The sequence below is a fragment of the Leifsonia sp. PARNA 1/14 genome, from assembly GCF_055720965.1.
In genome coordinates this window covers 124,398-149,659 of sequence record NZ_JBVQSP010000004.1, presented here as the reverse complement: position 1 = coordinate 149,659, position 25,262 = coordinate 124,398, and the positions used below count along the sequence as shown (strand labels likewise).

The window sequence follows — 25,262 nt, the reverse complement described above, 5'->3', positions numbered from 1 at the left end:
CCCCCATTTGTGGGTTGTTCGTGCCGAACACGCGTGGATCCGGGAGACGGCCGACGGGTCGGCGTATACCATCGTCGTGCGCGAGCGCCCCAGCCGACCCGGGTCGCCGCGACGCATCCCGAGCGGGGAGGCTTCCGATGCACACCAAATTCCCACCCTTGATCTCAATCGCCACGGCGGTCGCCGCGGCGGTCCTCGTGACGTGCGCGGGCATCGCCCCGGCGACCGCCGAGACAGCGACGCCGACGCCCGGCCCGGCGACGACGGCGGCGGCGACGCCTGCGCCCACCCCGACGCCCTCGGCGTCGCCGACCGGGCCCGCGACCCCGTCGATAACAGGCACGGACCCGGACCTCGCTACGCAGAACAGGGCCCGCGACCACGCAATGGGATCCACGATCCCGAAGAACGACCCGGGCGCCGCGAAGCCGAAGGCCGTCGGCCCGAACACGACGGCGTCCCCTAACGCCGTGCCACCGGGGCTTCCCGGCCTCGATGTCAGCGGCTGGCAGACCAGCATCAACTGGCCGCAGGTCGCGGCGAACGGCGCGAAATTCGTCTACATCAAGGCGACAGAGGCGACGGACTACGTGAGCAGCCAGTTCGCCAGCCAGTACAACGGTTCCTATGCGGCCGGCCTCACGCGCGGCGCATACCATTTCGCCACGCCGAACACGAGCTCCGGTGCCGATCAGGCCAACTACTTCGTGAACAACGGAGGAGGCTGGACGCAGGACGGACGCACCCTGCCGCCCCTGCTCGACATCGAGTACAACCCGTACGGCGCCACCTGCTACGGTCTGAGCGCAGGCCAGATGGTGTCGTGGATCGCCGATTTCTCGAACACCGTCTTCAAGCGGACCAGCCGTTACCCCGCCATCTACTCCACCACCGACTGGTGGACGCGCTGCACCGGCAACAGCGCGGCGTTCGGCATCAACCCGCTGTTCATCGCGCGGTATCCCAACAACGTCTCCGACGGTGCAGGCACCCTCCCGGCCGGGTGGGGCGCGTACACGATGTGGCAGTGGGCCGACGCCGGCATCTTCCCTGGTGACCAGGACGTCTTCAACGGCAGCACCGCCGCACTGCAGCAGCTCGCCATCACCGGCCGTGCCATGCCGCAACCGGTCATCGGCGCCGGCGACCTCAACGGCGACGGCAAGCCCGACCTGCTGGCCAGGCGACCGGACGGCACGCTCTGGTTCTACGCGGGCACCGGGTCGAGCGGAGGCGCCGCCACGTACGCGGCAGGCGTCAAGATCGCCTCCGGCTGGGGCATCTACGACGAGATGATCGCCGCGGGCGACGTCAACGGCGACGGCAGACCCGACATCATCGCCCGCAAGACCAACGGCACCACGGTGCTGTTCCCCGGCACGGGCGTGATCAACGGCGCGAGCACCGGCTTCGGCAACGCGGTCACGCTGAGCTCGGGCTGGGACGCGTTCACCGACGTCATCCCCGCCGGCGACATCAACGGCGACCACATCCCCGACCTGCTGGGCCGTAAGCCCGACGGGACTCTGTGGCTCTACACCGGGAGCGGACACGTCGACGGGTCGAGCACCGGCTACAACGCCGGCGTGCAGGTGGGCACCTCCTGGAACCAGTTCTCGCAGGTGCTCGGTATCGGCGACCTCGACAAGGACGGCTGGTCCGACCTGGTCGGCTTCCGGCCGGACGGCTCGCTCTGGCTCTACCGCGGATCACGGTCGGGCATCCAGCCCGGAGTCCGGATCAGTGCGCCGGGCCTCGCGGCGAGCGACCTCCTGATCGTCGCGGGCGACGCCAACCGCGACGGCAGGCCCGATCTGCTCAGCCGCACCTCGTCCGGTGCGCTGCTCTACTACGCGGGCGGCCTGTTCACGCAGCCCGCGTTCGGCAGCCCGCAGACCGTCGGCTCTGGCTGGAGCATCTTCAACCGCGTCATCGGTGCGGGCGACCTCACCAATGACGGCGCACCCGACATCATCTCGACCGACACCGCGGGCAACCTCTGGCTCTACCAGGGCAACGGCTCGACGGGCGGCGTCAACCGCAGCTACAAGGCGGGTGTGCGCGTCGGCTGGGGCTGGACGGACTTCACGACCATCCTCGGCGGCGTCGACATGAACGGAGACGGCCGCTCCGACCTCCTCGCAGTGCGCACCGACGGCAGCCTGTGGCTCTACCCGGGCACGGGGACGGTCAACGCGGCGTCGCCCTCGACCTTCTCGAGCGGGATCCGCTTGGGCCCGTCCGGCTGGAACGGCTTCACGAAGATCGCCGCGGGCGACTTCAACGGCGACGGGACGACGGACATCCTCGCGACTGCATCGAACGGCACGCTGTACTTCTACGCGGGAGTCCGCCAGACGCCGTCGTCCACGTCGTGGCTGCGGGCGGGTGTCGTGGTGGGGTCCGGCTGGGACGCGTTCTCGCGCATCGTCTCGACGGGAGACGCGAACGGCGACGGAAAGGCCGACGTCGTGGCCGTGCGACCCGACGGAACGCTGTGGCTGTTCGCCGGGAACGGCAAGACCGGGGTGAGCGGCGCCAGCGGCCTCGCGAACTCCGTGGTCGTCGGGTCCGGCTGGAACATCTTCAGCACGATCACCGGGACTGGCGACACCGCCACAGGACGCGGAGGCGACCTGCTCGGCGTGCGACCCGACGGCGGCCTCCTCTACTACCCGGGCAGCGGCACCGCCGCAGTGCCGAACACGCTGGGCTACTCCGGCGCGGTCGTGTCCGGGTCGAGCTGGAACCAGTTCGGCTGAGCCGGAAGCCGGCTGGGCCGTCTTCGGCTCAGCCGGCGGTGGCCTCCCGCCATTCCGCGATGGTCTCGGCGAGCTCGCCCTGCGCGAGCGCGTCGAGACCGCGCGGGTCGAACGTGCCGGAGACGACGCCGGGCTCGTAGACCGCACGCAGGAGATCGATCGCGTCGGCGCCGATCCCGGCACGACCCATGCCGACCGTGTTCGCGCCCTGGATGCGGGCGGGGTTGCCGAAGGCCTTGGACCACGGAGGAACGTCGCGCGTGACGACGGAGCCCATCCCCACCATCGCGCCGCGGCCGACGTAACGCCGCTGGTGAACGGAGGTGGCGAGCCCGAGGTTGGCGCCGTCGCCGACGCGCACGTGGCCGGCGAGCAGAACGCTCGAGGCGAGCGTGACGCCGTCGCCGAGCAGGCAGTCGTGCGCGACGTACGCCTGGTTCATGATGAACGCGTCGTCGCCGATGAGCGTCCGGTCGTGCCAGCCCTGATGGATCTGGGCGTACTCGCGGAAGACGTTCCGGCTGCCGATCGTGATCCCGTTGCCGCTGGAGCGCTCCTCAGCGTCCTCCGGATGCCCCCACGAGCGCACCTCCGGAGGCGCGCCGATGACCACGCCGGTGCCGATCCAGTTGCCGTCGCCCAGCTCGACAGGGCCGGTGATCACCGCGAACGGACCGATGGTGTTGCCCCTCCCCATTCGCACGTCGCCGTCGATGAGAGCGGTGGGGTGGATGGAGTTTCCGCGGTCGCTCACCGGTCGGATCCTCCGCCCACGGAGACAAGGTAAGGTGGCAGCGCATACTTTTCCCGCACTCACGCACTATAACCACACGAAGGCTCCATGATCCCCATCACGACGGTCTCTTTCGGTCCGGACGAGGAGCGCGAGGTCCTCGAAGTCCTGCGCTCCGGATCCATCGCTCAAGGCCCGAAGGTGGCGCGGCTCGAAGACGAGTTCGCCCGCATGCACGGCGTCCCTCACGCGATCGCGGTGAACAACGGCACCACTGCTCTGGTGGCGGCTCTGCAGGCGCTCGACCTGCAGCCGGGCGACGAGGTCGTCACCTCGCCGTTCACATTCGTGGCGACGCTCAACGCGATCCTCGAGGCGGGCGCGACGGCGACGTTCGCCGACATCCGCTTCGACGACTTCAACGTCGACCCCGCGTCGCTGCGGGAGGCCGTCGGCCCGTCGACCAAGGTGCTCCTCCCTGTGCACCTCTACGGTCAGATGGCCGACATGGCCCCGATCGCCGAGCTCGCCGCCGAGCGCGGGTTGAAGATCCTCGAAGACGCGGCGCAGTCGCACGGCGCGACCTACGACGGCCGCTTCGCGGGAAGCTACGGCCTCGGCACCTTCTCGCTCTATGCGACCAAGAACCTCACCACCGGCGAGGGCGGTCTGATCACCACGAACGACGACGAGCTCGCCGACAGGCTGCGCGTGATGCGCAACCAGGGTATGCGCGCGCGTTACGTGTACGAGATGGCCGGCCACAACTACCGTCTCACCGACCTGCAGGCCGCCCTCGGCCTCCCGCAGCTGGCGCGATACGCCTCGATCGTCGAGACCCGCAAGCGCAACGCCGCACGCCTGATTGAGGGTCTGGAGGGCGTCCCCGGTGTCGTGGCGCCGCGCGAGCTGCCCGGCCGCTCGCACGTCTGGCACCAGTTCACCATCCGCGTCACCGATGAGGCCCGCGTCGACCGCGACGCCTTCGTCGAGCAGCTCGCCGCCGAGGGCATCGGCGCCGGCGTCTACTACCCGCGGCTGCTGTGGGACTACGACGCCTACCGGGATCACCCGCGCGTGCTGCGCAGAGACGCCCCGGTCGCCGAGCAGGTCGCCCGCCAGGTGGTCTCGCTTCCGGTGCACAACGCCCTCACCGATGACGACCTCTCCACGATCGTCGCCGCCGTGCGCAAGGTGGCCGGCGCATGAGCGTCACCCGCATCGCCCTGGTCGGCGCGGGCACGATGGGCAGCCACCACGCCCGCGTCATCGCGCAGTCGCCGCGATCGGAGCTCGCCGTGCTGGTCGATCCGCGCGAGTCCGTCGGCACGGCCGTCGCCGAGCGCTTCGGCGCCACCTGGATGCCCGAGCTGCCCGACCTCTCCGACATCGACGGCGTCGTCGTCGCCGCCGCGACGGAAGCGCACTACGACCTCGCGCTGCAGGTGCTGTCGCAGGACACCCCGCTGCTGGTCGAGAAGCCCGTCGCCGACAGCCTGCTCCGCACCGAGGAGATCCTGGCCCTGGCCGACGAGCGCGACCTGCCGTTCATGTGCGGCCTCCTCGAGCGCTACAACCCGGCGATCATGACCGCCAAAGAGCTGATGGGCGAGCCGGTGCACGTCACCGCCACCCGCCACTCCCCTTACGCGCCGCGCATCCGCACCGGCGTCGCCTGGGACCTCCTGGTGCACGACGTCGACCTCGCGATCGGCATCATCGGCACCGCGCCCGGCAACGTCGAGTCCCGGCTCGGACACTTCCACCCCGACTCCCTCGCCGACGCCGAGGATGTCGCGGAGACGCTGCTCGACTTCCCGGGCGGCGCCATCGCGCACGTGTCGGCGAGCCGCGTGGGCCAGCGCAAGATCCGCCAGCTCTCGATCTACGAGCGTGAGCGCCTGATCGAGGTCGACCTGCTGCGCCGCGACGTCACGGTCTACCACCACGTGTCCGAGAACTCGGTCGACGAAGGCCGCGGCTACCGCCAGCAGACGGTCATCGAGATTCCGGAGCTGGTGACCTCCGTCGAGCCGCTGACCACGCAGTTCGGCCGGTTCCTCGACGTGATCGACGGCACGGTCGACGCCGCCACCGAGCGTGGCACGATCCTCGCGCCGCACCGCGTCATCGACCAGGTGATCGCCGGCCGGCCCGTCGTCCGAGCATGAGCCTGCCCGCCGCCGCGGACGAGCCCACAGCGGAGGAGAAGCGCCTCCACCCGGTGAAGGCGTTCTTCCAGCACTCTGTCATCCGCTACCTCATCGCGGGCGGCCTGGCGTTCATCGTCGACTTCACGCTGCTCTGGCTCTTCCACGAGGTGTTCGGCTGGGTGACCTGGCTCGCCGCCGGCGTCGCGTTCGTCGTGAGCTTCGCCTTCACGTACACGATCCAGCGCATCGTCGGCTTCAGCTCCCAGGTCCCGCACGGCCCAGCACTGATCAAGTACACTCTTCTGGTCGTCGTGAACACCGTGGCGACATCCCTCATCGTCGCCCTCGTCGACCAGTCGCCGCTCAGCTGGGCGGGCGGCAAAGTCATCGCGACCGCTGTGACGACGGTGTGGAACTACTTCGCCTACCGCTACTGGGTCTTTGCCGGGCCCCGACGATCGAGCACGGCCGCCGAGGCCGCCCGAGAGGACTGAGGATGTACAACGGCGCACGGATCGCCGCAGTGGTGCCCGCCTACAAAGAAGAGAAGATGATCGCCACGGTCATCGACACCATGCCGGAGTTCGTCGACCACATCGTGATCGTCGACGACCACAGCCCGGACGACACCAGCGGCGTCGTCAAGGCGAACCCGGACCCGCGCGTCACCCTCATCCGCCACGAGGTCAACCAGGGCGTCGGCGGCGCGATCATCACGGGCCACCGCGTCGCCATGGAGCTGGGCTCCGACGTCAACGTCATCATGGCCGGCGACGCCCAGATGGACCCGGCGTACCTTCCGGCCCTGCTCGACCACGTCACCGTCGAAGGCTACGGTTTCGCGAAGGCCAACCGCTTCTTCGCACCGGAATCGTTCAGCGGGATGCCGCGCTACCGCATCTTCGGCAACATCATGCTGTCGTTCCTGACCAAGCTCGCCTCCGGGTACTGGCACCTGTTCGACCCGCAGAACGGCTACACCGCCGTGCGGACGGACGTGCTCGAGCGCGTTCCCCTCGACCACGTGGCCCGTCGATACTCGTTCGAGAACGACCTGCTGATCCATCTCAACATCCTCCAGGTGCCGGCCATCGACGTCCCGATCCCCGCCGTGTACGGCGAGGAGGTGTCGAGCATCAAACTCGGCCGCGTCGTGCCCGAGTTGCTCAGCCTCCTGACCCGCGGCTTCTGGCGGCGCATCTGGTATCGCTACGTGTTGTGGTCGTTCTCTCCGATCGCGCTGCTCCTGGTGCTCGGAATCGTTCTCTTCCTCTTCGGCCTGGGCGTCGCCATCTGGGTGTGCTTCCAGATCGCCGCGTCGGTCGTGGCGACGGCCGCGACGGTGATGCTCGCAGCTCTTCCGCTCATGCTGGGCACGCAGATGCTGATATCCGCGTTGCAACTCGACATCCAGGCCAGCCCGTCGAAGCCGACCTACACGCCCTTCACCAAGAAGTAGGCTCCGAAGCAGAAAATAGACCCGACAGTGCCTTTTCTGTAAGCTCTCTCACGTTGGACTCGGGGAGGGGTCGAATGAAGAAGGCACTGTTGCCGGCTGTCATCGTGGGCGCGCTGGCTCTCGGATCGATCATCGTGACGGCGGCGCCGGCGAGCGCGGCCACCACCATCGACGTGAGCGCGACCTACCAACTGAACACGAATCAGGGGCCGCAGCAACGCCCTCTGGATGCCGCCAGTCAGACGGACGTGACCTCCGGGAACACGCTGCTCACGCTGACGATCACCAACAACGACACCGAGACCTACACGCTCGACTCGGTGACCCCGACGACGCCGGCGAACCAGTGCGCGGGGACGATCGCTCCCGGAACGTCCATCAACTGCTATGTCTCGCCGACCTTCGGCTCGGGTGCCGGCGTGCTGGATCTGACCCTTGCGGGGTCCTTCCCGACCGCGGGCCCGGACACGACGGTGGTCTCGTTCCCGTACTTCGGCGTCGACTACGCCTTCACCTCGAACGACTTCGCGGTGCAGGCACCGCCGCCCGCGACGGGCTGGCTGACCACCATCCCGGACCCGCAACTGCTCAGCTATCCGGGTCTGTTCCGGCCGCAGGTGCGACTCGCGCTGAGCTGGAACGGCAACACGCCTGTGACCATCACGCGCGCGACCGCGGCGCTCGTCCCCTTCAGCGACCAGTGCTTCGGAACCCTGCCGAAGGTCGTGAATCCGGGCGATCCGATCATGTCGTGCACGTTCGAGATCGGGCAGGGCAACAACGCGTGGGGCTTCCAGTACACGGGTGCGATGGGCGAGCAGCAGGCCTACGCCGGATCGCTCACGTACATGGCCCCGTCCGCTCCCTGCCAGCCGGACAAGCCGAGCTACACCGGCGGTGAGACGATCACCGTCACGTGCTCCGGCATGGCTGCCGGGGTCAGCGCTCAGCTGCGCGTGTGGAACGTCGGAGTGTCGGCACTGCAGACCATCGCCGCCGACGGCACGGTCACCTTCACGTTCGCGCTTCCGACGATCACGTCGGGCTTCGCCTCGGGCTCCCTGGTGTTCCGCGAGGGAGGCGACCCGACGGTGGAGTTCGCGGGAACGACCTCCTTCACGATCGAACCGGGCGTCGCAACCACGACCGGTTCCGGCAGCGGCTCGGACTCGACAGGCACGGCCGAGCTTGCGGACAGCGGCTCGGACATCTCCGGCCCGGCTGTCGCCGCGATACTGGCCCTGGTGCTGGGAGGCGTGCTCCTCGCCTTCCGTCGCCGCCGTGCGGCCCGCTGAGGAGCCGAGCGACTAGGCCGGCTGCAGCAGGTCGCGCAGGATGTCCGCGCGTCCGCGGCTGGCATACCGCCCGTATTCGCCCGTGAGCGCGAGCCGGACGACCGGGAAGAAGCGCCGGAGCCGGGCCGGGTGCAGCGCCGCTCTGCGCTTCTCGAAAGCAGCCTTCGACCGGGCCGCGGCCCGATAGTCCGCCGGCACGCGCTCCCCCAGGGCGGCCAAGCGGTCGGCGAGGATCGCGAAGCGGGTCGCCAGGTCGCGATTGCGGCTGCCGCGTCGCTCGAGCACGCGCGAGACCTTGCGCGCCAGCGTCGGCGCCGCGACACCGATCTCGTTGGCCCCGTGCTGGCGATAGTCGATGGTGGGCTCCCGGACGACTTCCACTCCGCCCACTGCGGCCGCGATGATCGCGAGCCACTCGTCGTGCACCCACTCGCGGGGGAAGGGCAGCGCCGCCTCGAGCAGTGAGCGCCTGAAGACGACGGTGGCGCCCGTGGCGAGGTTGCGACGCAGGAAGGCGTGGAACGCCCGACCGGCTTGTTCCTCGGCGAACTCGTGGTCGCCGACCTCGAGCGACTCGAAGAGCGTGCGACCGAGCGGTGCACCCTCGGCGTCCACGAGTCGCGCGTCGGTGTGCAGGAGCAGCAGGGACGCGTCGGCGTCGAAGCGCGCGGTGAGCGCGGCGATCCGGCCGGGGTGCCACCGGTCGTCTTGGTCGCTGAGGGCGACGAGCGGGCGGGACGTGGCGACGATCGCCCGTTCGAAGTTCGCGGTCACGCCCGCCGTGCCGGCCGGGCCGAGAACGATCGGGAGGAGGTCGTGGCGCGCGGAGGCGGCGAGCGCGACCTCCACCGTGCCGTCGGTCGACCCGTCGTCGGCGATCACCAGCTCGGCGGGAGACGGTACCTGGGAGAGGATGCTCTCGATCTGCTCGTCGACGTAGCGCGCACCGTTGTAGGTGGCCAGAGCGACGCTCAGCCCGGCAGGTTGCGACATCAGCGCTTCAGCACCACCGACAGCACGCCCAGGAACATACCGGCCATGATCGTCTGGGCGCCGAGGATCATCAAGAGCGCGGCGGGGATCGCGATACGGAGCGTGGTCGAGGCGTCCATCGCCCCGAAGCCCGATCCGGCCCAGAGCGCGAACTGCACGACCGCGATCGCCAGACCGGACAGGAAGAGGATCAGGCCGGCCACCGCACTCGACTCGAGGCTGATCCGCCGCTCCAGGCGGTCGAAGTTGCGGCTGCGCGGTATTCGGAATCCCTCGTGCTGGGCGTAGATCTTGGTGAGGATCGCGAACAGGACCGCCTGGTAGCCGACGGCGGCGAGCGCGGCGGAGTACACCTGGCTGGAGATGTCGAACCCGACGTCGCCGATCGTCAGAGGACCGAGGCTGAGCAGGAAGGTGCCGAGGATGCCGATGAGGAATGCGACGGTGCCCGGCACCAGGAAGAGCCAGCGCGGGCTGTAGATGAGCAGGAACCTCAGGTGCCGCCACCCGTCGCGCCAGCTGCGCAGGTGCGGAGGCCGGGAGCGGCCGTCTTTCTTGAGAGTCGTGGGGACCTCGCTCACCCGGCGCCCCTCCAGGGAGGCCTTGACGACCATCTCGCTCGCGAACTCCATGCCGCTGGTCTGCAGATTGAGCTTCATGATCGAATCGCGGCTGAACCCTCGCAGCCCGCAGTGGAAGTCGCGGATCGGCGAACGGAAGAAGAGCCGGCCGATGTTCGAGAGCACCGGGTTGCCCAGGTAGCGGTGCAGTGGAGGCATGGCGCCCGGCGCGATGCCTCCGCGGAACCGGTTGCCCATGACCAGGTCGTCACCGGAGCGAAGCCGTTCGAGGAACGCGTCGAGGTCGGAGAAGTCGTAGCTGTCGTCGGCGTCGCCCATGATGACGTAGGTTCCGCGTGCTGCAGCGATGCCGCCGATGAGGGCGGACCCGTAGCCCTTCTGCGACACGTTGACGACGCGCGCGCCGTGCTCCTCGGCGATCGACTGCGATCCGTCGGTGCTGCCGTTGTCGGCCACGATGATCTCGCCCGAGACGCCGCTGCGCGTGAGATAGGACTGCGCCTTGTCGATGCACACGGCGAGCGTCTCGGCCTCATTGAGGCACGGCATGACGATCGACAGCTCGACGATGTCCACGCTTTGCATGTGTTCGGGGCTCTCTGGCAGATGGATAGACACGTTGAATCCTACGTGGTACAGCACGTCAGAACGGACAAGCAGCAAGAGATGCGATAGTGGGTGTCGTGAAAAGGATGACCCGCCGGTGACCGCAGCCATCGACGTCGTCGTACCCGTCTACGGCAACTGGCGCCTCAGCAGTGCCTGTCTCGACTCCCTCGCGACGCAGACGGTCCCGCATCGCGTGATCGTCGTGGACGACGGCAGCCCGGACGACAGCGCCGCCCGCCTCCGCGAGGCGCACCCGGAGGCGGAACTGCTGGAGCTCGGCGAGAACCGCGGCTTCGCCGCCGCGTGCAACGCCGGCATCGCGCACGGCGACGGCGACATCGTGGTGCTGGTCAACAACGACGTGACGGCGGAGAGCGGGATGCTCGAAGCGCTGGTGGATGCGCTCCAGGCCTCGCCGCGTGCCGGGAGCGCGGTGCCGCTGCTGCTCAAGCCGGACGGCCGTGTCGACGCCTACGGCCTCACCGCCGACCCGACGATGGCGGGATTCGTGCGGTTCGCGGGCGCCTCCGTCGAGGAGGCGCTGGCGGGCGGCGGTCACCGGTTGCTCGGGCCGTACGGCGCCGTGGCGGCATTCCGGAGGTCGGCGCTCGACGAGGTGGGCCTGCTCGACGAGGGCATCTTCATGTACGGCGAGGAGCTCGACCTCGCGCTCCGCCTCAGCAACGCCGGGTGGTCGACGGTCCCGGTCCCTGCCTCACGCGGCATCCACCTCGGGGGCGCCAGCTCCGGCCGAGGGTCGTCGGTGCAGCGCCGGCGTGCCGGCTTCGGCCGTGGCTATCTGCTGCGCGCGTACGGGGTCGTCGGCGGCGCATACGGCCTGCGCGCCGTGCTCACCGAGCTGATCGTGTGCGCCGGCGACCTGCTGCTCTCGCGCGACGCCGCCTCGACCGCGGGTCGCTTCGCCGGCTGGCGTGCCGGCGCCCGCGCGGCACGCCGCTCCCGGCACGTCCCCGGTGTCGACCGGTCGATCGGCTTCGTCGAGTCGCTGCGCCTGCGGGTGTCGGATCGGAGGGCGTGAGGTGACGGACGACCTCCCTCCGGAGATCACACTGCGCCGAGCGGCGATGTCGCTCGTGACGCTGGTCGGCGGCGTCTCGCTCGCCGTGATCCCGCCCGCGACGATCTCCATCGCGTCCCGGCTCTTCACACTCCCCGAGCAGGGCGCCATTTCGGTCGCCGCGATGCTCGCCACCTTCGCCGGTCAGCTGACCTTCGCCGTCGTGGTCGAGTCGCGACTGAGCTCCGCCGGTACGGCGCGACGGGTGACGTTCCCGCGCTGGCTCGCGCTGCTGTCCGTGCTCGCCGCCCTCGCGGTGGCCATCGGCTACCATTCCGCGGTCGTGGTCTGCATAGCCCTGCCCGTCCTGGTCGCTTCGCTCGAGGTGGGACGAGGCGTCTCTGTCGCAGAACGGCTCGACGGCCGGGAGTTCTGGGCAGCGCTGTCGGTCGGGGCGGGCGCCCTCATCGGTGTGCTCGCCGGGTTCGCCGGAGCGCCCTGGGCGATGATCCCGCTGGTGGCGGGGATCCTCGGCGCCACGGTGGTGCGCTCGATGCCCGTCGCGCACACCGCGTCGGCGCCTCAGCCCCGCGTGATGGCCTGGGTGGTCGCGGACGTCGGCATCACCGGTGGCGTCTATCCGCTCCTGAACGTCGCGATCCTGGGGCTGCTCGGCCCCCTGCACGCCGTGCTCTTCGCGTCGATCTCCACCGTCTCCGGCCTGCTGGCGATCCCGCTCAACTTCATGCGGCTGCGCCTTCTGAAGCATCACGCTCCGCTGGACATCGCGCTGTCGGCGGCCGCGACTCTGGGAGCTCTGATCGTGATCGTGATCTGCGAGCTGCTCGGGGTCTTCGGGTTCATCTTCGGCAGCAACTGGACACTCAGCGCCACTCTCGTCCCACTGATCGCGGCCTGCTTGTGGCGCGCGGCGTCTCTGGCGACGACCATCCCGTTCGCGAGCCTGCGCCGGATGGGCGAGGCCAAGCTGCTGACGATCCTGCGCGCGACGGTCGCCGTCATCACCTTCGCCGCCACGCTCGCCGTCGTTCCCACCGGTGACCTGGTCTGGATCTTCGGCGTGCTCCTGCTCGGTGAACTGCTCCAGGCCGCGACGTACGAGGTCGCCCGCCGTCGCCGCACGGCCGCGATCGGAGCCCGATAGGCTGACCCGGTGCCGCGTATTCTCGTCGATCTGCTGTTCCTCACCGGCGGCAAGGGCGGGATGGAGTCGTACGTCCGTGAGGTCTACGGCGCCATGCCGCGCGACGGCGCAGTCGAGTTCACCGCGCTGATCTCGCGGGAGGCCGAGCGGCTCGACCTCGGGTGGTTCCCAGGGGAGCTGGTGGCCTCGGGAATCAGCGGCGACGACCGCGTCGCGTGGGCGCGCGGCGAGCTCACGTCCCTGCCCGGCTGGGCGCGCCGGACCGGCGCAGACCTCGTGCACAGCCCCGCCAATGTGGGACCGCTGCGGGCGCCTGTGCCGGTGGTGCTGACCGTCCACGACCTGCTTCCGTTCGTCCATCCCGAGTGGGTCCCGGGCCGCTATGCGGGCGCCCTCCGCTGGATGATCCGCCGGGCGGCGCGTAACGCCGCAGCAGTGCTGACCGTCAGCGAGTCGTCCCGCTCCGACATCGTCGAGCGGCTGGGCATCGAGCCGCGGCGCGTCCACGCCATCCCGCTCGCCGGCCGTCCCGGCGCGGTGGCTCCGAGTCAGCAGGCCTCCCGCGACATCGTGCTGACGGTCGGCAACCGGATGCCGCACAAGAATGTGGAGACGGTCCTCGCCGCGTACGCGCAGCTGCCCGCCGGTGGACGGCCGCGTCTCGTCGTCACCGGCGGCGCCGAGGGCGACCCGCTGCGCGTCCTGGCCGATCGGCTGGGCATCGCCGACGACATCGACTTCGTCGGCTGGGTGTCCGACGCCGACCTGGAGTCACTGTACGGCCGGGCCGCGATCGTGCTGGTGCCCTCGCGCTTCGAAGGCTTCGGCCTTCCCGTCCTCGAGGCGATGTCGCGCGGCGCTGCGGTGGTGTGCGCCGACATCCCGCCCCTGAGGGAGGTCGCGGGCGACGCCGCGGTGTTCGTGCCCCCGACGGATGCCGCGGCCTGGGCGTCCGCCATCGCGGGCCTCTGGGCGTCCCCGGATCAACTCGACCGGCGCGCCAGCGCGGGTGAGGAGCGCGCGGCGCGGTACTCGTGGCCGGCCACTGCCGGCCGGACCCTGGAGGTCTTTCAGCGGGTCCTGGCCGAGCGGTAACGCGCAAGCAGCTCGTCGAGCGACGCACCGAGGCTCTGCGACGTACCTGCCTCCTGGAACCAGGACCGGGTGCTCGACCGGAGCGCCTCACCGCCGTCGAGAGCGGCTCCGATCGCGGCCCCCAGCTCGTCCGGCCCAGCGCTCGATGCCACGAAGCCGTTGACGCCGTCGACGACCAGCTCGGCCGACGCGTTGTCCTCCCCCGCCACCACGACGCTCGGCGTACCGTGCGCCGCGGCCTCCGCCACCACCAGACCGAAGCCCTCCCGCCGCGACGGGTTCACCAGCACGGCGGCGGTCGCCATCAGCCGTTCCAGCTCCTCGTCCGTCTCGCGGCCGCGCAGGTCGAGCCGCACGCCGGAGCTCTCGGCAGCGGCGGCGAGCCGAGCCGTCTCGGAGCCGGAACCGGTGACGACCAGGTGCACGCCGGGACGCTTGCGCGCCACGACGGCGAGGGCAGCCGGCAGCGTGTGCAGCTGTTTGTCCGGGATGTGCCGCCCGGCGAAGAGCACCAAGTCGGGGTCGACCTCTGCCGTCGACGGTGCGGCCGGCTCGGGGACGAGACCGACCAGTCCGAGGACGACGCCCCTTCCGGCCGGGAGGCCCCCCGCGTTCGCGCGCTTGCGGGTGAACCGGCTGTTGACCGTCACCTCGTCGCCCGCGCGGAGACCGAGCGACTGGATGATCCAGGCCACGCCGCCGACGAGTGAGCCGGAGTACTCGCGCCACTTGCGGAGCGGCCACACCTCGAGCCAATCGGCGACGAGCCACGTCGCCGAGCCGAGCAGAGCCGAGCGCGCCGCCAGCACGTTCAGCGGAGGCAGAGCGCTCACCAGCACCAGATCGTAGTCGCCCCGATGCCGGAGCAACGCGCGGAAGACGGCGGCGGCGAACCCGACCGCGGCACGGGTCGTGCGCGTACCGTCCGCGGCGGCGATCTCGCCTCGCCAGATCGGACGCACCCGGAACGGTGCGGCGGGCGCCTCTCCGTCGTCCCACTGGCGTCGGGTCAGGTAGTCGACGCGGTGGCCGCGCTCGACGAGCCCCTCCGCGATCGCGCGATAGACCCGCTCCCCTCCGCCGGTGTTGACCGGGTACAGGCAGTCGTAGACGACGGCGATGCGCAACTGTTCAGGCATCGACGACTCGTTCGGCACGCTCGGGCTCGGACACCCTCCACAGCCACCAGACGAAGACGACGAAGGCGGCGCAGAGCACGCCGAACAGCACGAGGAGCGCCTCCCAGCCGAGTGGAGGCTGCCACAGCGGCGCGGAGAACATCGATCGGATGGTGTGGCCGGTTCCGACGACGTACCGGCGAAGGACGAAGAACAGCGCCAGCCACGCGAACAGCGCGACCAGCGCCGCGATGACGACGGTGACCCGGCCGGCGAGGAAGGCCAGCCGATCGCCGGCTTCACGCGAGAGCGTCCAGCCGGCGAGCAGCAGGACCGTCAGGTAGAGGAAGAGCCCGTAGCGCCCCTGCCAGATCACACCCGTCTGATGCACGCTGTAGGCCTGCACCACGACCGGCACCGCCAGCGCAGCGATCGCGGCGACGGCGAGCGTCAACAGGTCGCGGCGGCGCGAGGCCGCGAACGCGAGCACGACCAGCACGGCGAGCGCCGCGATGACCGGCCAGAAGGCGAAACCCGGAAGCGGTGCGTCGAACCACCCGAAGTATCCGAGCGCCTGCGTGAAGAAGACCGGGGCCGCGCGCACCATGTACGCCGCGCCCGACAGGAATCCGGCGCCGACCAGTGGGGCGTCGGACTTCTCGGCCTGACCGGAGAGGCTGCCGCCGGCGAGCGTCCAGCCGAGCGAGACGAGCACGCCGACGGCGATCAGCGCCAGCCACAGGTAGCTGCGCGGTGCGGTGAACAGGGCCCTGACCGGCCTCCAGCCGGCCGCGAAGAGGCACAGCAGCACCACGACCACCAGCCACAGCGGGCCCAGTGCGCGCACGTTCGCCAGAACGATCGACGACACCGAGACGATCAGCCACAGGTACCACCGGGGCAGCCGCGGGGGCGGCGCCTCCGGATCGTGGCTCTCCAGGAGCCTCAGGAGCGCCGGAACGAGCGCGACGGTCGAGAGGACCTCCAGCCCGTTGGGGTTGACGGCACCGGTCAGGTAGACGACCATCGGCAGGGCGGCGAACGCGAGCGCCGCGGGCAGGAATCGTGAGCGCCGGGACGCCAGACCCGCCTGCACGGCCCACGCGAAGAACACGCCGCCGAGCAGGGCGCTCACGAGGCGCATCGCGTAGATTCCGGCCGAGCCTCCGAAGAGCAGCGTCGGCCAGCCGACGAGGTAGTAGTAGAGCGGGTTGTAGGCGCTGACCCAGGTCGCAGCCCAGTCGGTTCCCTGGTCGGTTCCGATCTCCACCCCGCAGCTCCCTGACACGTCCGGATGCGTCGCGAAGCAGAGCAGCTGCGGCGAATACGCGTACTCCTTCGGGAGGTCCATCACCAGCTGCCGCTGGCCGGGCTCGCGGTGGCCGAGCAGCTCACCGCGCACCTGGGCGATCGCCTTGACCGCGTGGGCGTTCTCATCCGGCACGGCGAACACCGGAGAGGCGAGCGCCCAGACCGACGCCAGCGCCGAGTACAGCAGGAACGCCAGCAGGAACACCAGGCCCGGGCGGAACGACCGGCGCGTGCGCGTCGGCGACGCGCTCGACGTCGTCTTGTCGGCGAGCGCGTCCCCCGGTGCCGTCGTCATCGGGCGAGCTGCGTGTCGGCCGCCTCGATCTCCGGGGCCGGGCCCTCGGCCGGCTCCTCCACCCGCGGTTCAGCCGGCACGACCGCCGCGGAGGCGAGCGTCGCCGCTCGCCAGGCGATCGCGATGATCGCGAGGCCCACGACGAGCGCCGCCAGCCAGATCAGCGCGCCGCCCGGCGGAAGCCAGCCCGGGTGCCGGAGGTACTTCACCCACTCGTAGTCCGCCCCCACCGAGTAGCGCTTGATGGTGAAGGCGAGCGCGAGCAGGTGTGCGCCGGCGACGACGACTGCGATGGTCCACACGGAGCGGCGCAGGAACGAGGAGGCGAGCACGGCGCCGTCGAAGCGCTCGGCGAGCACCAGGCCGCCCACGATGACGACGGCAGCGTAGGCGACCAGCGCGTAGCGGCCCTGCCAGATGTATCCGGAGTGCATCACCGACCCGGCCTGGGTCACGGCCGGCACCAGCACGAGGCTCGCAGCGGCGATGACGAACGACCGGAGGAGCGGCCCCCGGGCGACGACGAGCGCGAGGAGCACGACACCGCCGGCCAGTGCGCCCCACACGGCGACGACGTACCCGGGTGGGAAGGTGTCGAGCCAGCCGAAGACTCCGACGAACCCCGGGTCGATCGACCGGTTCAGCACCATGGTCACGAACGCGTAGTACCAGGGCGTCGCGCCGGCGCCGGGATACGTTCCCATGGCGTTGAGCGTGTTCGTGCCCAGGATCCAGGCGATGGCGAGCCCGGTGGTCACGGCGATGCCGGCGAGCGCCACCCAGGTGCTCGGCCGTCGGAACAATTCGGGGAGGCGCCCCTTGCGCGCGCCCACGAGGGCGATGACTCCCATGACGGCGACCCAGAGCGGGGAGAGCCCACGCATGTTGGCGAGGACGGCTGCACTGACGACGGTGAGCGTCAGCAGCAGTCCGCGTCCGGAGGAGTCGGCTCCGCGCACGAGCGCGAGCAGGACGGAGAGCAGTGCGACGCCGGACGCGATCTCGAGACCGTTCGGGTTGACCGACCCATTGAGGAAGAACACCATCGGCGTCGCCACCGCGAACGTCACGATGCCCGCGAAGAATGGGATGCCGAGCCGGCGGAGCGCGACGAAGCCGATCGCGAGGAACGCCGAGCACAGTACGGCGCTCACCGCCCGCATGCCGAACACGGCGAGTTTCGCGTTGTCGGTGAGCAGGCTGGGCCATCCGACGAGGGTGTAGTAGAGGGGGTTGTACAGACCGGCGGAGGTCTCGGCCGTCGTGTCCGGACCCGACGGGAAGCGGCCCTGACAGGTGGCGGGCGCATTCTGCTGGAAGGCGTAGCAGGGCCAGGCGCGAGCGTCGGCGAGATCGCCCGGCACCGTCACCCGCGTCGTCGCGGGCTGGTCGGTGGGGTCTCCGATGAACTGGCCGCGGACCACGGACGCCGCCTTGATGATGTGCGACGGCTCATCGGGGCTCGCCCCGAGCGGGGTCGAGATGGCCCAGGCGCCGGAGGCCACGGCGAGCCCGAGGAAGACCAGGAGGCCGGTCAGCCACGGGCGCGCGCCGACAGAGGACAGGAAGCGGGACATACAAGACTTTCTGGTAACGGTCGGCACTTAGCTTACGAGAACCGACCTGCATCCCAGCACAACGTTGCCGCCAGGCCCGGTGTTGATCGCGTAGACGCACACGGTGTGCGTCCCCGGGGTGGCCGCGATGGTCTGGTCGAACCCGTGCGAGGCCCCATAGACCGGGTACACCGCTCCGACGTCCGTCCGCTGGCGGTCGGCCTGATAGGCGGCACCCGCGGCGTCGACGTAGATGTGCACCGCGATCGGCGCCACAGTGTCGGGATCGATCGCCCAGCCGGTCGTCCGGATGCCGCCGGCGACGGCCTGCACGGAGTCGAGGTTGCCGATCGGCGGGCGCCCCTGGTCGGCGATCACGTTCGGTACGACGAGGGTCTTGCAGCCGAGCTGGACGTTGCCGCCCGCGCCGGTGTTGATGGCGTACACGCAGACCGTGCGGTTGCCGGCGCCGGCCTTCAGCTTGGCCGAGAAGCCGTGCCACGATCCGTACGCCGGATAGACCCGCGCCACGTCGGCGCGTGTGCCGTCCGCGGTGAGGGCGGTGCCCGCGTCGTCGATGTAGACGTGCACCTGGATGGGAGCCACCGTGTCGGGGTCGATCGCCCAGCCGGACACGCTCACGGTGCCGTCGGAGGCCACCGAGAGGCTTTCGAGGTTGCCGGTGGGCGCCCGCCCCTGGTCGGTCACCGTTCCCTGGACCATGACCTGCTTGCAGCCGAGGAGCGCGTTCCCGCCCGCAGCCGTGTTGATGGCGTAGACGCAGACGTTGTGCGGTCCGATGGCGACCGAGTTCACCTGTGCTGCGAAGCCGTGGCCGGGACCATAGGCCGGGTACAGCTGGGCGACGTCCGCCCGGTTGCCGGAGGCCGTGAACGCGGTGCCCGCGCTGTCGACATAGACGTGCACCTGGATCGGGGACGCCGTGTCGGGGTCGATCGCCCAGCCGCTCGCCGTGATCGACGACCCCGAGGTCGTGAGCGTCTCGAGGGCGCCGATGGGAGCCCTGCCCTGCTCGGGGATCGCACCGGGCCGAACGACGTCCTGGCAGCCGAACGAGACGTTCGCGCCGGCTCCCGTGTTGATCCCGTACACGCAGATGGTGTGCGGGCCCGGCGTGAGCACCGGCGTGGTCAGCTGATAGCCGTGCGCAGCGCCGTAGCCCGGGTACTGCGCCGCGACGTCCGTCCTGGCCTTGTCGGCCGTGTAGGCGACGCCGACGCCGTCGACGTAGAGGTGCACCGTGATCGGGGTGGTGACGTCGGGGTCGACCGCCCAGCCGGTGACGGTCGCGGTGCCGTTCGCGTTCAGGGTCGCGGCGTCCATCTTGCCGATCGGCGAGCCTCCGTAGAGGGTCACGGTCTGGCAGCCGAGGACGGTGTTGCCTCCGCGGGAAACGTTGATCGCGTAGACGCAGACCTGCTGCGGCCCGCTCTGGGTGACCGGCACCGTCGCGTTGAAGCCGTGAAGGGAGCCCAAGCCCGGGTACGCGGCTGCGACATCGGCACGGGTCAGGTTCGCCTGCACCGGAGTGCCGACGGCGCCGACGTAGACGTGGACCGTGATCGGCGCAGCGGTGTCCGGGTCGAGCGCCCAGCCGGAGACCTGCAGCTTGCCGGGCGATCCCTTGACGAGCTCCACGTTGCCGAACGGGTTCCCCCCGCCGACGGGGTCGCCGAACCACTGGCTGTAGTACACCCAGAAGTTGCGGTTGCCGTAGCTGGAGCAGCCGTCACCGGTGCCGTACAGATTGGCGAGGGCCGCAGCGTTCGGCTGATAGGGCGTGTAATAGTACAGCGCCGCCGTCGCCTTGTTCTTGATGGTGATGACCGGGGCGGCGCAGGTCGGTGGAGGCGTGGTGCTGTACCGCACCGACGACGGGGAGCCGACGGGGAACCACGTGAAGTAGTTCGAGGTCCCCGGCGGGTTCCCGTACCTCACGAGCTGATGCGCCGCGCTGTAGATCTGATTGAACAGGCCGTAGTACGTCGTATCGCACGCGGAGGTGTCCGGACAGGCGTAGCCCATCGCCGAATTGATCTGGCTGGTGGTCGGCGACGAGGTGGTGACCAGCCCCTGCTCCTTCTGGAGCGTGACCAGGATGACTTTCGCGCTGATGCTGCAGGCCTGCTGCACCTTGAAGATGATCGCGGCGGCCGACTCGGTGCCGCCTCCCGAATAGGCCTGACACATCGCATCGGCGGCCCTGCTGGAGGTCGCGAACCGACCCGCCGACAGGCACAGGCTGTTGCCGCAGCCCGCCTTCGACGAGAGGAACGACTGGATGTCGGCCTGCGTCATCGCCGCGGAGTCGTAGAAGTTGGCGTCGGAGATGATCTCGGCCGGGTCGAACTGCGAGCCGTCGAGCGCGTTCGCCGGGCCGGCGGTGCTCCAGCCACCGACGAGAGCCGCGGACACCGCAAGAATGACGGCGACCGCGCAGGCGACGATGCGTGAGCGTGTGCGAGGCATTCCGGTTCTCCTCACCCGGTGAGCTGAATGGCCCCAGTGAGACCCGCAGGATGGAACGTTTCTCCCACCCTATTGCCCGCACGCCGAAATACATGCGTTTGCACGGGGTCGCGCGCCGGAAAGGCCTCCCCCGGTTCGGGTGACACCGGTCAGGGCCGGCCGGCCTCCTTGCGCCGCTCCGCCCGCGCCCGGTACCGCTCCACGACGGCGGAGACCCCGCCCTCGCGGAGGTAGTAGGCGGCACGATCGAGATCGCGGCGAAGACCGGTGCGCGGGGTGATGCTGACCTTCCGCACCGCGGAGCCGGACGTCTTCGACGGTTCGCGGTCGGCCGCGGGCACCGGGTTGCGGCAGAACTCGACGAGCGGCGCCAGCGTGCGGCTCCAGCGGAACGCCTCCCGCACACGTGCGACGTTCTCCCGGGCGCTCTCGCGCGTCTCGGCGTCGTACAGCACGCGCTCCAGGGCGTCCACGAGGGCGTCGACGTCCTGCTCCGGGACGGACGCGCCCAGTCCCTCGGCGGCGACGAGGTCGCCGAACGAGTCGCCCTCGGTCGTGACGATCGGCAGGCCGGCCCACAGGTAGTCCAGGATCCGGGTGCGGAATGAGAACGTGGTCTCGACGTGCTGGAAGTGGGTGGACACCCCGAGGTCGGCGTCGAGCAGATAGTCCTGGCGCTCCTCGTACGGCACCCAGCTCTCGTTGAAGAACACCGCGCGGCCGAGCAGCCCGAGTTCGGAGGCCAGCGCACGGGACCGGCTCACGGCGTCCATCTCCGGCACGTCCGGGTTCGGGTGCTTCACGCCCATGAAGAACAGCCGGAGGTCGGGATGACGTTCGCTGAGCCGCGCGACCGCGCGGATGAGGGTCTCCGGATCGAACCAGTTGTAGATGCCGCCGCCCCAGACGATCACGGTGTCGTCGGTGCCGATGCCGGGAACAGTACCGCGGATCGCGTGCCGCGACTGCACGGGGTCGACGCCGGCGATGCCGAACGGCGCGATGGCGATCAGCGAGTCCAGCTCGGTGTCGCGGGAGTAGGTGTAGGCGTTGATCCGGCCGAGGGCGGCGAGCTGCCCGAGCCAGAAGTGCCGCTGCCGGTCACTGGCGCAGAGGAAGAAGTCCCCGCGCTCGAGCTGCTGGTTCAGTGTGCGCGTCGCGTCGTCGATCTGGTTGTTCCATTGGCCGAGCGACTTGCCGCGGCCCTGCTCGAGCTGCTCCAGGTGCATCGGGTCGTACACGTCGACCACCAGGATCTTGTTCGACTTCGCCAGCGCCGGGAACAGCGCGAGGGCGTTGCCCTGGAAGACGATGACGTCGGCCCATTTCTCGTGCGGGCCCATGGTGGAGGGCCGATGGTGCGAGACCGTCGCGAGCTCGAAGGGCGCGTCCAGCTCCTCCACCGAGGTCATCGAGACCAGGCGCACGTCGTGCTCCTCGGCGAGCGCCTCCGCGATGTGCCAGGCGCGGATTGCAGGGCCGGCCATCCGCTTCCCGATCGGGTCGCCGGTGATGACCAGCACGCGCCGGCGGTCGGTGTTCCCCAGGACGTCCATGCTGCCCACGATCTTGGCATAGCCGTCGAGGTAGGAGTCGATCGGGTACGCCGGCTCGTCGAGATTCCCGAAGAGGGAGAGGAGGGCACGGTCGCTGCGCACGCGGGAGGCCTGGATGGCGTTGCGCTTGTCGGTCATCTGCGGCAGCAGCTCCACGAACCGGTCGATCGCGAAGACTCCGGCCATCGTCGACTTGGGCACCTCGAGCGCCGGCTGATCGTCGCCTCCCGGATTGCGGAGGTCGAGCATGGTCGAGTCGAGGCCGCCGCGACCAACGGACCGGCGCACCGCCAGCAGCACCGCCGCCGCGAGGGTGTCGTCGAGCAGTTCGTCGCCGAGGTTCTTGTAGAGCGTGTAGAGAGCGTTGCGCTCCAGCAGGTACTCCTCGCGGAAGTTCCCGAACTTCTTCATCGACGCGTGGTGCTTGTGGAACGCCAGCGAAGCCGGCTGGAAGCGGAACCGGTAGCCCAGGAGGTTGAGACGCCAGCCCAGATCCACGTCGTCGTAGAACATGAAGTAGTCGTCGTCGAACCCGCCCAGGGCGTCGAAGACGTCGGCGCGGATGAACATCGCGGCACCGGTGCCGAACAGCACGTCTTTCTCGACGTCCCAGGAGCCACGGTCCTTCTCGCCCGCGTGCGGCTTGTAGCCCATCCCGTACCAGGTGATCGCGCCGTCGACGAAGTCGACCTCCTCGCCCTCCCAGTCGAGCACCTTGCTCGCCACGGCGCCGATGTCGCGACCCGTCGCGAAGGTGTCCATCGCCGCGCGGATCCAGTCGACGTCGGGACGGGCGTCGTTGTTGAGGAAGGCGATGAACTCGCCGGATGCGGAAGCCACGCCGAGGTTGCAGCCGCCGGTGAACCCGAGGTTGGCGCCCGAGTCGATCAGGAGGATGTCGTCGCCGAGCGCCCGCAGCTTCTCGAGGCTCCCGTCACCCGACCCGTTCTCGACGACCACGATCTCCAGCCGGTCGGCCGGCCAGTCCAGGGCGCGGAGACCCGCGACGCTCTCGATGGTGTCGTCCGCCCCGCGGAAGTTCACCAGCACGACCGACACGACACCCGGGCGGCGCTTCTTCATCCGGTCTCGATCCTCTCGTCCGACGATGCGCCCCGACTGTAGGCCGTGGCGCAGCCGCCCGAAAGTCTAGCGGCCGCGATTCTGCGGAGCCTGGGTCCGGTCCGTTGCCCGGGCGGCGCGGTTCAGACCGGGACGCGAGCGATGCTCCGCAGCGCCCCGAGCAGTTCGCCGGTGGCGAGGGCCGCGGCGCGTTCCGCCGACCGGCGGCCGTTCGCCGCGAGGTCCGCGCGGTTCGCCTCGTCGCCGAGCAGGTCGTCGAGTGCGCGACCGACCGCGTCGTCGGAGTGCGGGTCGATCAGGAGGGCGTTGTACCCGTCGAGGACCTCCCACGTCGTGCGCGGGTTCACGGTGCCGACGTAGGCGCCGCCGAGGGCCATCAGCAGGAGCGGGACAGCGCTGTGCGTGTACTCCTCGAACGAGACCACCGCGGCCGGCCGCAGCGCCGCGATCGCGGACGGGTCCGCCACGACATCGTCGTGCGCAACGTGCTGGACCCGCGCGTCGCGGGCGTACACGAGCGTGTCGAGCCGTGCACGCTGCGCGGGGTCGAGCCCGACGGTGACCACGAGCGGGACCGCGGGCGCGTCCCCCGCCACGGGCTCGGGAACGGAGAGCGCCGGCACGACGCGGTGCCGCACCTCCCACGCGGTCTCGGCGCGCAGCTGGTCGGCCGTCCACCGGTTGGGCGCGATGTAGTCGAACTCGGGACGGTAGCCCGCGACGATCGACATCTGGAGGTCCGGGTCGGCCGGGTACGCGCCGCTCTCCACGCCGGGCAGGAGGTAGACGGGCTTGCCGCCGCCCAGGGTCGCCAGCCACACGGTCTCGGCCGCGCCCCAGTCGGCGCAGACGACGAGCGACGGGTCGCCGGAGAGCCGGCTGACGAGCTGCTCGACGAGCTGCTCGTCCCTGCCGGCGGCCTCCTGCTCGTGCAGGCGCGTCTCGACGCCCGCCGCGATCAGGGCCTCCACCTGCTCGCGCACGTAGCGGCGCCAGGCGAGCGGAGCCGCCGGGCTCGACACGACGTCGACGCGCAGCGGCTCCTCGACCGCTCGCTCGAGGAAGAGCCTGCGCCACCGCGCCCAGAAGTGCCGCATCGACGCGAGCTCGCGCGCACCCTGGCTGTAGCCGCGGGAGGCCGACTCGTGATGGATCAGCAGCGACTGCGGCTCGTACCAGCATCTGATGCCCGCGGCCCACGCCTGCAGCCCGTAGTCGACGTCCTCGAAGCCCAGCCAGTACGACTCGTCGAGCCCGCCAAGGGTCTCATACGCGTCGCGGCGCACGTACACGCAGGCGCCGGAGATCGAGCGGTTGTAGCCGGCGACGTTGGCGAGCGGCCGGGTCGCGGCGCTGCCCACGTAGAGGTGGCCGAACCACTGGGGCGCGAGGACGCGTGCGTAGTACGTCCCGCCGTACTGGATGCGGCCGTCCGGGTACACCAGCTTGGGGCTCACCAGCCCCACCGCGGGATCGCGCTCGTAGGCCGCGTACTGCAGGGCGTCGAGCCAGCCCGGCTGGGCCACGATGTCGGAGTTGAGCAGGACGATGTCGTGCTTCGCCTGCGCCATCCCCACGTTCACCGACACGGCGAAGCCCTGGCGGTACTCCTTGAACACCACGCGCACGCGCTCCGATTCGAGCTCGCGCAGCCGTTCGCTGTTCTCCGGCTCGCAGTAGTCGTCGACGACGATGACCTCGTAGTCGAAGTCGCCCGCTGTGGCCGCGACGCTCGCGAGGCACTCGGTGAGCAGCGGGACGTCGTTGTAGCTCGGGATGACGATGCTCACCGGGCGCCGGTTCGCGGCCGTCCAGGCGTAGACGGCCGGGTCGACGTGCAGGCCGTGCGTATTAGTCTGGAACGAGCGTTTCGCCAGAGGCTGCCGCAGTCGGTCCGTGACGCCGGCCGGCATCCGGGAGGCGATCGATCGTGCGGCAGAGCTGATCGTGGTGCGAATCATGACATCCAAACGCTTCAGTGAGAGAGTCG

Annotated in this window: 18 protein-coding genes; 9 read left to right on the top strand and 9 right to left on the bottom strand. The window is 70.1% G+C overall.

From position 1 onward, the window contains the following. Window positions 1-158: 158 nt before the first annotated feature. The gene (locus AC0HS0_RS12315; protein WP_472964311.1) at window positions 159-2,762 is read left to right on the top strand and encodes a GH25 family lysozyme; all 2,604 of its coding nucleotides are present in this window, start codon (window positions 159-161) and stop codon (window positions 2,760-2,762) included. Window positions 2,763-2,790: 28 nt separating this feature from the next. On the opposite strand, the gene AC0HS0_RS12310 is transcribed toward AC0HS0_RS12315, so the two are convergent. Beyond that, complete coding sequence (locus AC0HS0_RS12310; protein ID WP_472964310.1) at window positions 2,791-3,516, bottom strand: LbetaH domain-containing protein; 726 nt, start codon at window positions 3,514-3,516, stop codon at window positions 2,791-2,793. A gap of 87 nt (window positions 3,517-3,603) precedes the next feature. On the opposite strand from AC0HS0_RS12310, the gene AC0HS0_RS12305 reads away from it, so the two are divergent. The 5 genes from AC0HS0_RS12305 (at window position 3,604) to AC0HS0_RS12285 (ending at window position 8,402) form a co-directional block, all read left to right on the top strand. After that, a complete protein-coding gene (locus AC0HS0_RS12305) occupies window positions 3,604-4,704 on the top strand; it encodes a DegT/DnrJ/EryC1/StrS family aminotransferase (RefSeq protein WP_472964309.1) in 1,101 nt (366 codons plus the stop codon). Further along, window positions 4,701-5,666, top strand: coding sequence for a Gfo/Idh/MocA family protein (locus AC0HS0_RS12300; RefSeq protein WP_472964308.1), 966 nt, complete (start codon window positions 4,701-4,703; stop codon window positions 5,664-5,666). The genes AC0HS0_RS12305 and AC0HS0_RS12300 overlap by 4 nt, the downstream gene beginning before the upstream one ends. Further along, window positions 5,663-6,142: a GtrA family protein gene (locus AC0HS0_RS12295; protein ID WP_472964307.1), complete on the top strand. Its 480-nt coding sequence runs from the start codon at window positions 5,663-5,665 to the stop codon at window positions 6,140-6,142. The genes AC0HS0_RS12300 and AC0HS0_RS12295 overlap by 4 nt, the downstream gene beginning before the upstream one ends. Window positions 6,143-6,144: 2 nt before the next feature. Continuing rightward, window positions 6,145-7,107 (top strand): glycosyltransferase family 2 protein, encoded by a 963-nt coding sequence (locus AC0HS0_RS12290; protein ID WP_472964306.1) that lies wholly within the window; start codon window positions 6,145-6,147, stop codon window positions 7,105-7,107. Window positions 7,108-7,181: 74 nt separating this feature from the next. Next, the gene (locus AC0HS0_RS12285) at window positions 7,182-8,402 is read left to right on the top strand and encodes a hypothetical protein (RefSeq protein ID WP_472964305.1); all 1,221 of its coding nucleotides are present in this window, start codon (window positions 7,182-7,184) and stop codon (window positions 8,400-8,402) included. Between the two features lie 12 nt (window positions 8,403-8,414). Here AC0HS0_RS12285 and AC0HS0_RS12280 read toward each other — a convergent pair whose 3' ends face one another. Beyond that, the gene (locus AC0HS0_RS12280; RefSeq protein ID WP_472964304.1) at window positions 8,415-9,395 is read right to left on the bottom strand and encodes a glycosyltransferase family 2 protein; all 981 of its coding nucleotides are present in this window, start codon (window positions 9,393-9,395) and stop codon (window positions 8,415-8,417) included. Next, entirely contained in the window at window positions 9,395-10,594 is a 1,200-nt protein-coding gene (locus AC0HS0_RS12275; RefSeq protein ID WP_472964303.1) for a glycosyltransferase family 2 protein, read from the bottom strand. The genes AC0HS0_RS12280 and AC0HS0_RS12275 overlap by 1 nt, the downstream gene beginning before the upstream one ends. A gap of 85 nt (window positions 10,595-10,679) precedes the next feature. Between AC0HS0_RS12275 and AC0HS0_RS12270 the strand changes: the two genes are divergently transcribed. From AC0HS0_RS12270 to AC0HS0_RS12260, 3 genes are read left to right on the top strand one after another with little or no spacing between them, the layout of a single operon-like run. Further along, window positions 10,680-11,624: a glycosyltransferase family 2 protein gene (locus tag AC0HS0_RS12270; protein ID WP_472964302.1), complete on the top strand. Its 945-nt coding sequence runs from the start codon at window positions 10,680-10,682 to the stop codon at window positions 11,622-11,624. Window position 11,625: 1 nt separating this feature from the next. After that, window positions 11,626-12,768, top strand: a complete 1,143-nt coding sequence (locus AC0HS0_RS12265) for a hypothetical protein (RefSeq protein WP_472964301.1) — start codon at window positions 11,626-11,628, stop codon at window positions 12,766-12,768. A 9-nt stretch (window positions 12,769-12,777) separates the two neighbouring features. Further along, window positions 12,778-13,863: a glycosyltransferase family 4 protein gene (locus AC0HS0_RS12260; RefSeq protein WP_472964300.1), complete on the top strand. Its 1,086-nt coding sequence runs from the start codon at window positions 12,778-12,780 to the stop codon at window positions 13,861-13,863. Here the strand turns inward: AC0HS0_RS12260 and AC0HS0_RS12255 are convergent. The 6 genes from AC0HS0_RS12255 to AC0HS0_RS12230 all read right to left on the bottom strand — a co-directional run bounded on the left by AC0HS0_RS12255 (window position 13,839) and on the right by AC0HS0_RS12230 (window position 25,233). Next, the gene (locus AC0HS0_RS12255; RefSeq protein WP_472964299.1) at window positions 13,839-15,002 is read right to left on the bottom strand and encodes a glycosyltransferase family 4 protein; all 1,164 of its coding nucleotides are present in this window, start codon (window positions 15,000-15,002) and stop codon (window positions 13,839-13,841) included. The two genes, AC0HS0_RS12260 and AC0HS0_RS12255, sit on opposite strands and share 25 nt — an antisense overlap. After that, entirely contained in the window at window positions 14,995-16,587 is a 1,593-nt protein-coding gene (locus AC0HS0_RS12250; RefSeq protein ID WP_472964298.1) for a DUF2142 domain-containing protein, read from the bottom strand. Before AC0HS0_RS12250 ends, AC0HS0_RS12255 begins: the two co-directional genes overlap by 8 nt. Further along, on the bottom strand, window positions 16,584-18,164 hold the full coding sequence (locus AC0HS0_RS12245) for a DUF2142 domain-containing protein (RefSeq protein ID WP_472964297.1): 1,581 nt from the start codon (window positions 18,162-18,164) through the stop codon (window positions 16,584-16,586). The genes AC0HS0_RS12250 and AC0HS0_RS12245 overlap by 4 nt, the downstream gene beginning before the upstream one ends. Before the next feature lie 27 nt (window positions 18,165-18,191). Beyond that, window positions 18,192-20,633 (bottom strand): hypothetical protein, encoded by a 2,442-nt coding sequence (locus AC0HS0_RS12240; RefSeq protein WP_472964296.1) that lies wholly within the window; start codon window positions 20,631-20,633, stop codon window positions 18,192-18,194. Window positions 20,634-20,782: 149 nt separating this feature from the next. Beyond that, a complete protein-coding gene (locus AC0HS0_RS12235; protein ID WP_472964295.1) occupies window positions 20,783-23,272 on the bottom strand; it encodes a glycosyltransferase in 2,490 nt (829 codons plus the stop codon). Between the two features lie 122 nt (window positions 23,273-23,394). Further along, complete coding sequence (locus tag AC0HS0_RS12230; protein WP_472964294.1) at window positions 23,395-25,233, bottom strand: glycosyltransferase; 1,839 nt, start codon at window positions 25,231-25,233, stop codon at window positions 23,395-23,397. Between the last annotated feature and the right edge of the window lie 29 nt (window positions 25,234-25,262).

Coding starts and splice junctions, on each gene's coding strand:
- AC0HS0_RS12305 (WP_472964309.1), top strand. CDS start 3,604: ATGATCCCCATCACGACGGTCTCTTTCGGTCCGGACGAGGAGCGCGAG.
- AC0HS0_RS12300 (WP_472964308.1), top strand. CDS start 4,701: ATGAGCGTCACCCGCATCGCCCTGGTCGGCGCGGGCACGATGGGCAGC.
- AC0HS0_RS12295 (WP_472964307.1), top strand. CDS start 5,663: ATGAGCCTGCCCGCCGCCGCGGACGAGCCCACAGCGGAGGAGAAGCGC.
- AC0HS0_RS12290 (WP_472964306.1), top strand. CDS start 6,145: ATGTACAACGGCGCACGGATCGCCGCAGTGGTGCCCGCCTACAAAGAA.
- AC0HS0_RS12285 (WP_472964305.1), top strand. CDS start 7,182: ATGAAGAAGGCACTGTTGCCGGCTGTCATCGTGGGCGCGCTGGCTCTC.
- AC0HS0_RS12280 (WP_472964304.1), bottom strand. CDS start 9,395: ATGTCGCAACCTGCCGGGCTGAGCGTCGCTCTGGCCACCTACAACGGT.
- AC0HS0_RS12255 (WP_472964299.1), bottom strand. CDS start 15,002: ATGCCTGAACAGTTGCGCATCGCCGTCGTCTACGACTGCCTGTACCCG.
- AC0HS0_RS12250 (WP_472964298.1), bottom strand. CDS start 16,587: ATGACGACGGCACCGGGGGACGCGCTCGCCGACAAGACGACGTCGAGC.
- AC0HS0_RS12245 (WP_472964297.1), bottom strand. CDS start 18,164: ATGTCCCGCTTCCTGTCCTCTGTCGGCGCGCGCCCGTGGCTGACCGGC.
- AC0HS0_RS12240 (WP_472964296.1), bottom strand. CDS start 20,633: ATGCCTCGCACACGCTCACGCATCGTCGCCTGCGCGGTCGCCGTCATT.
- AC0HS0_RS12235 (WP_472964295.1), bottom strand. CDS start 23,272: ATGAAGAAGCGCCGCCCGGGTGTCGTGTCGGTCGTGCTGGTGAACTTC.
- AC0HS0_RS12230 (WP_472964294.1), bottom strand. CDS start 25,233: ATGATTCGCACCACGATCAGCTCTGCCGCACGATCGATCGCCTCCCGG.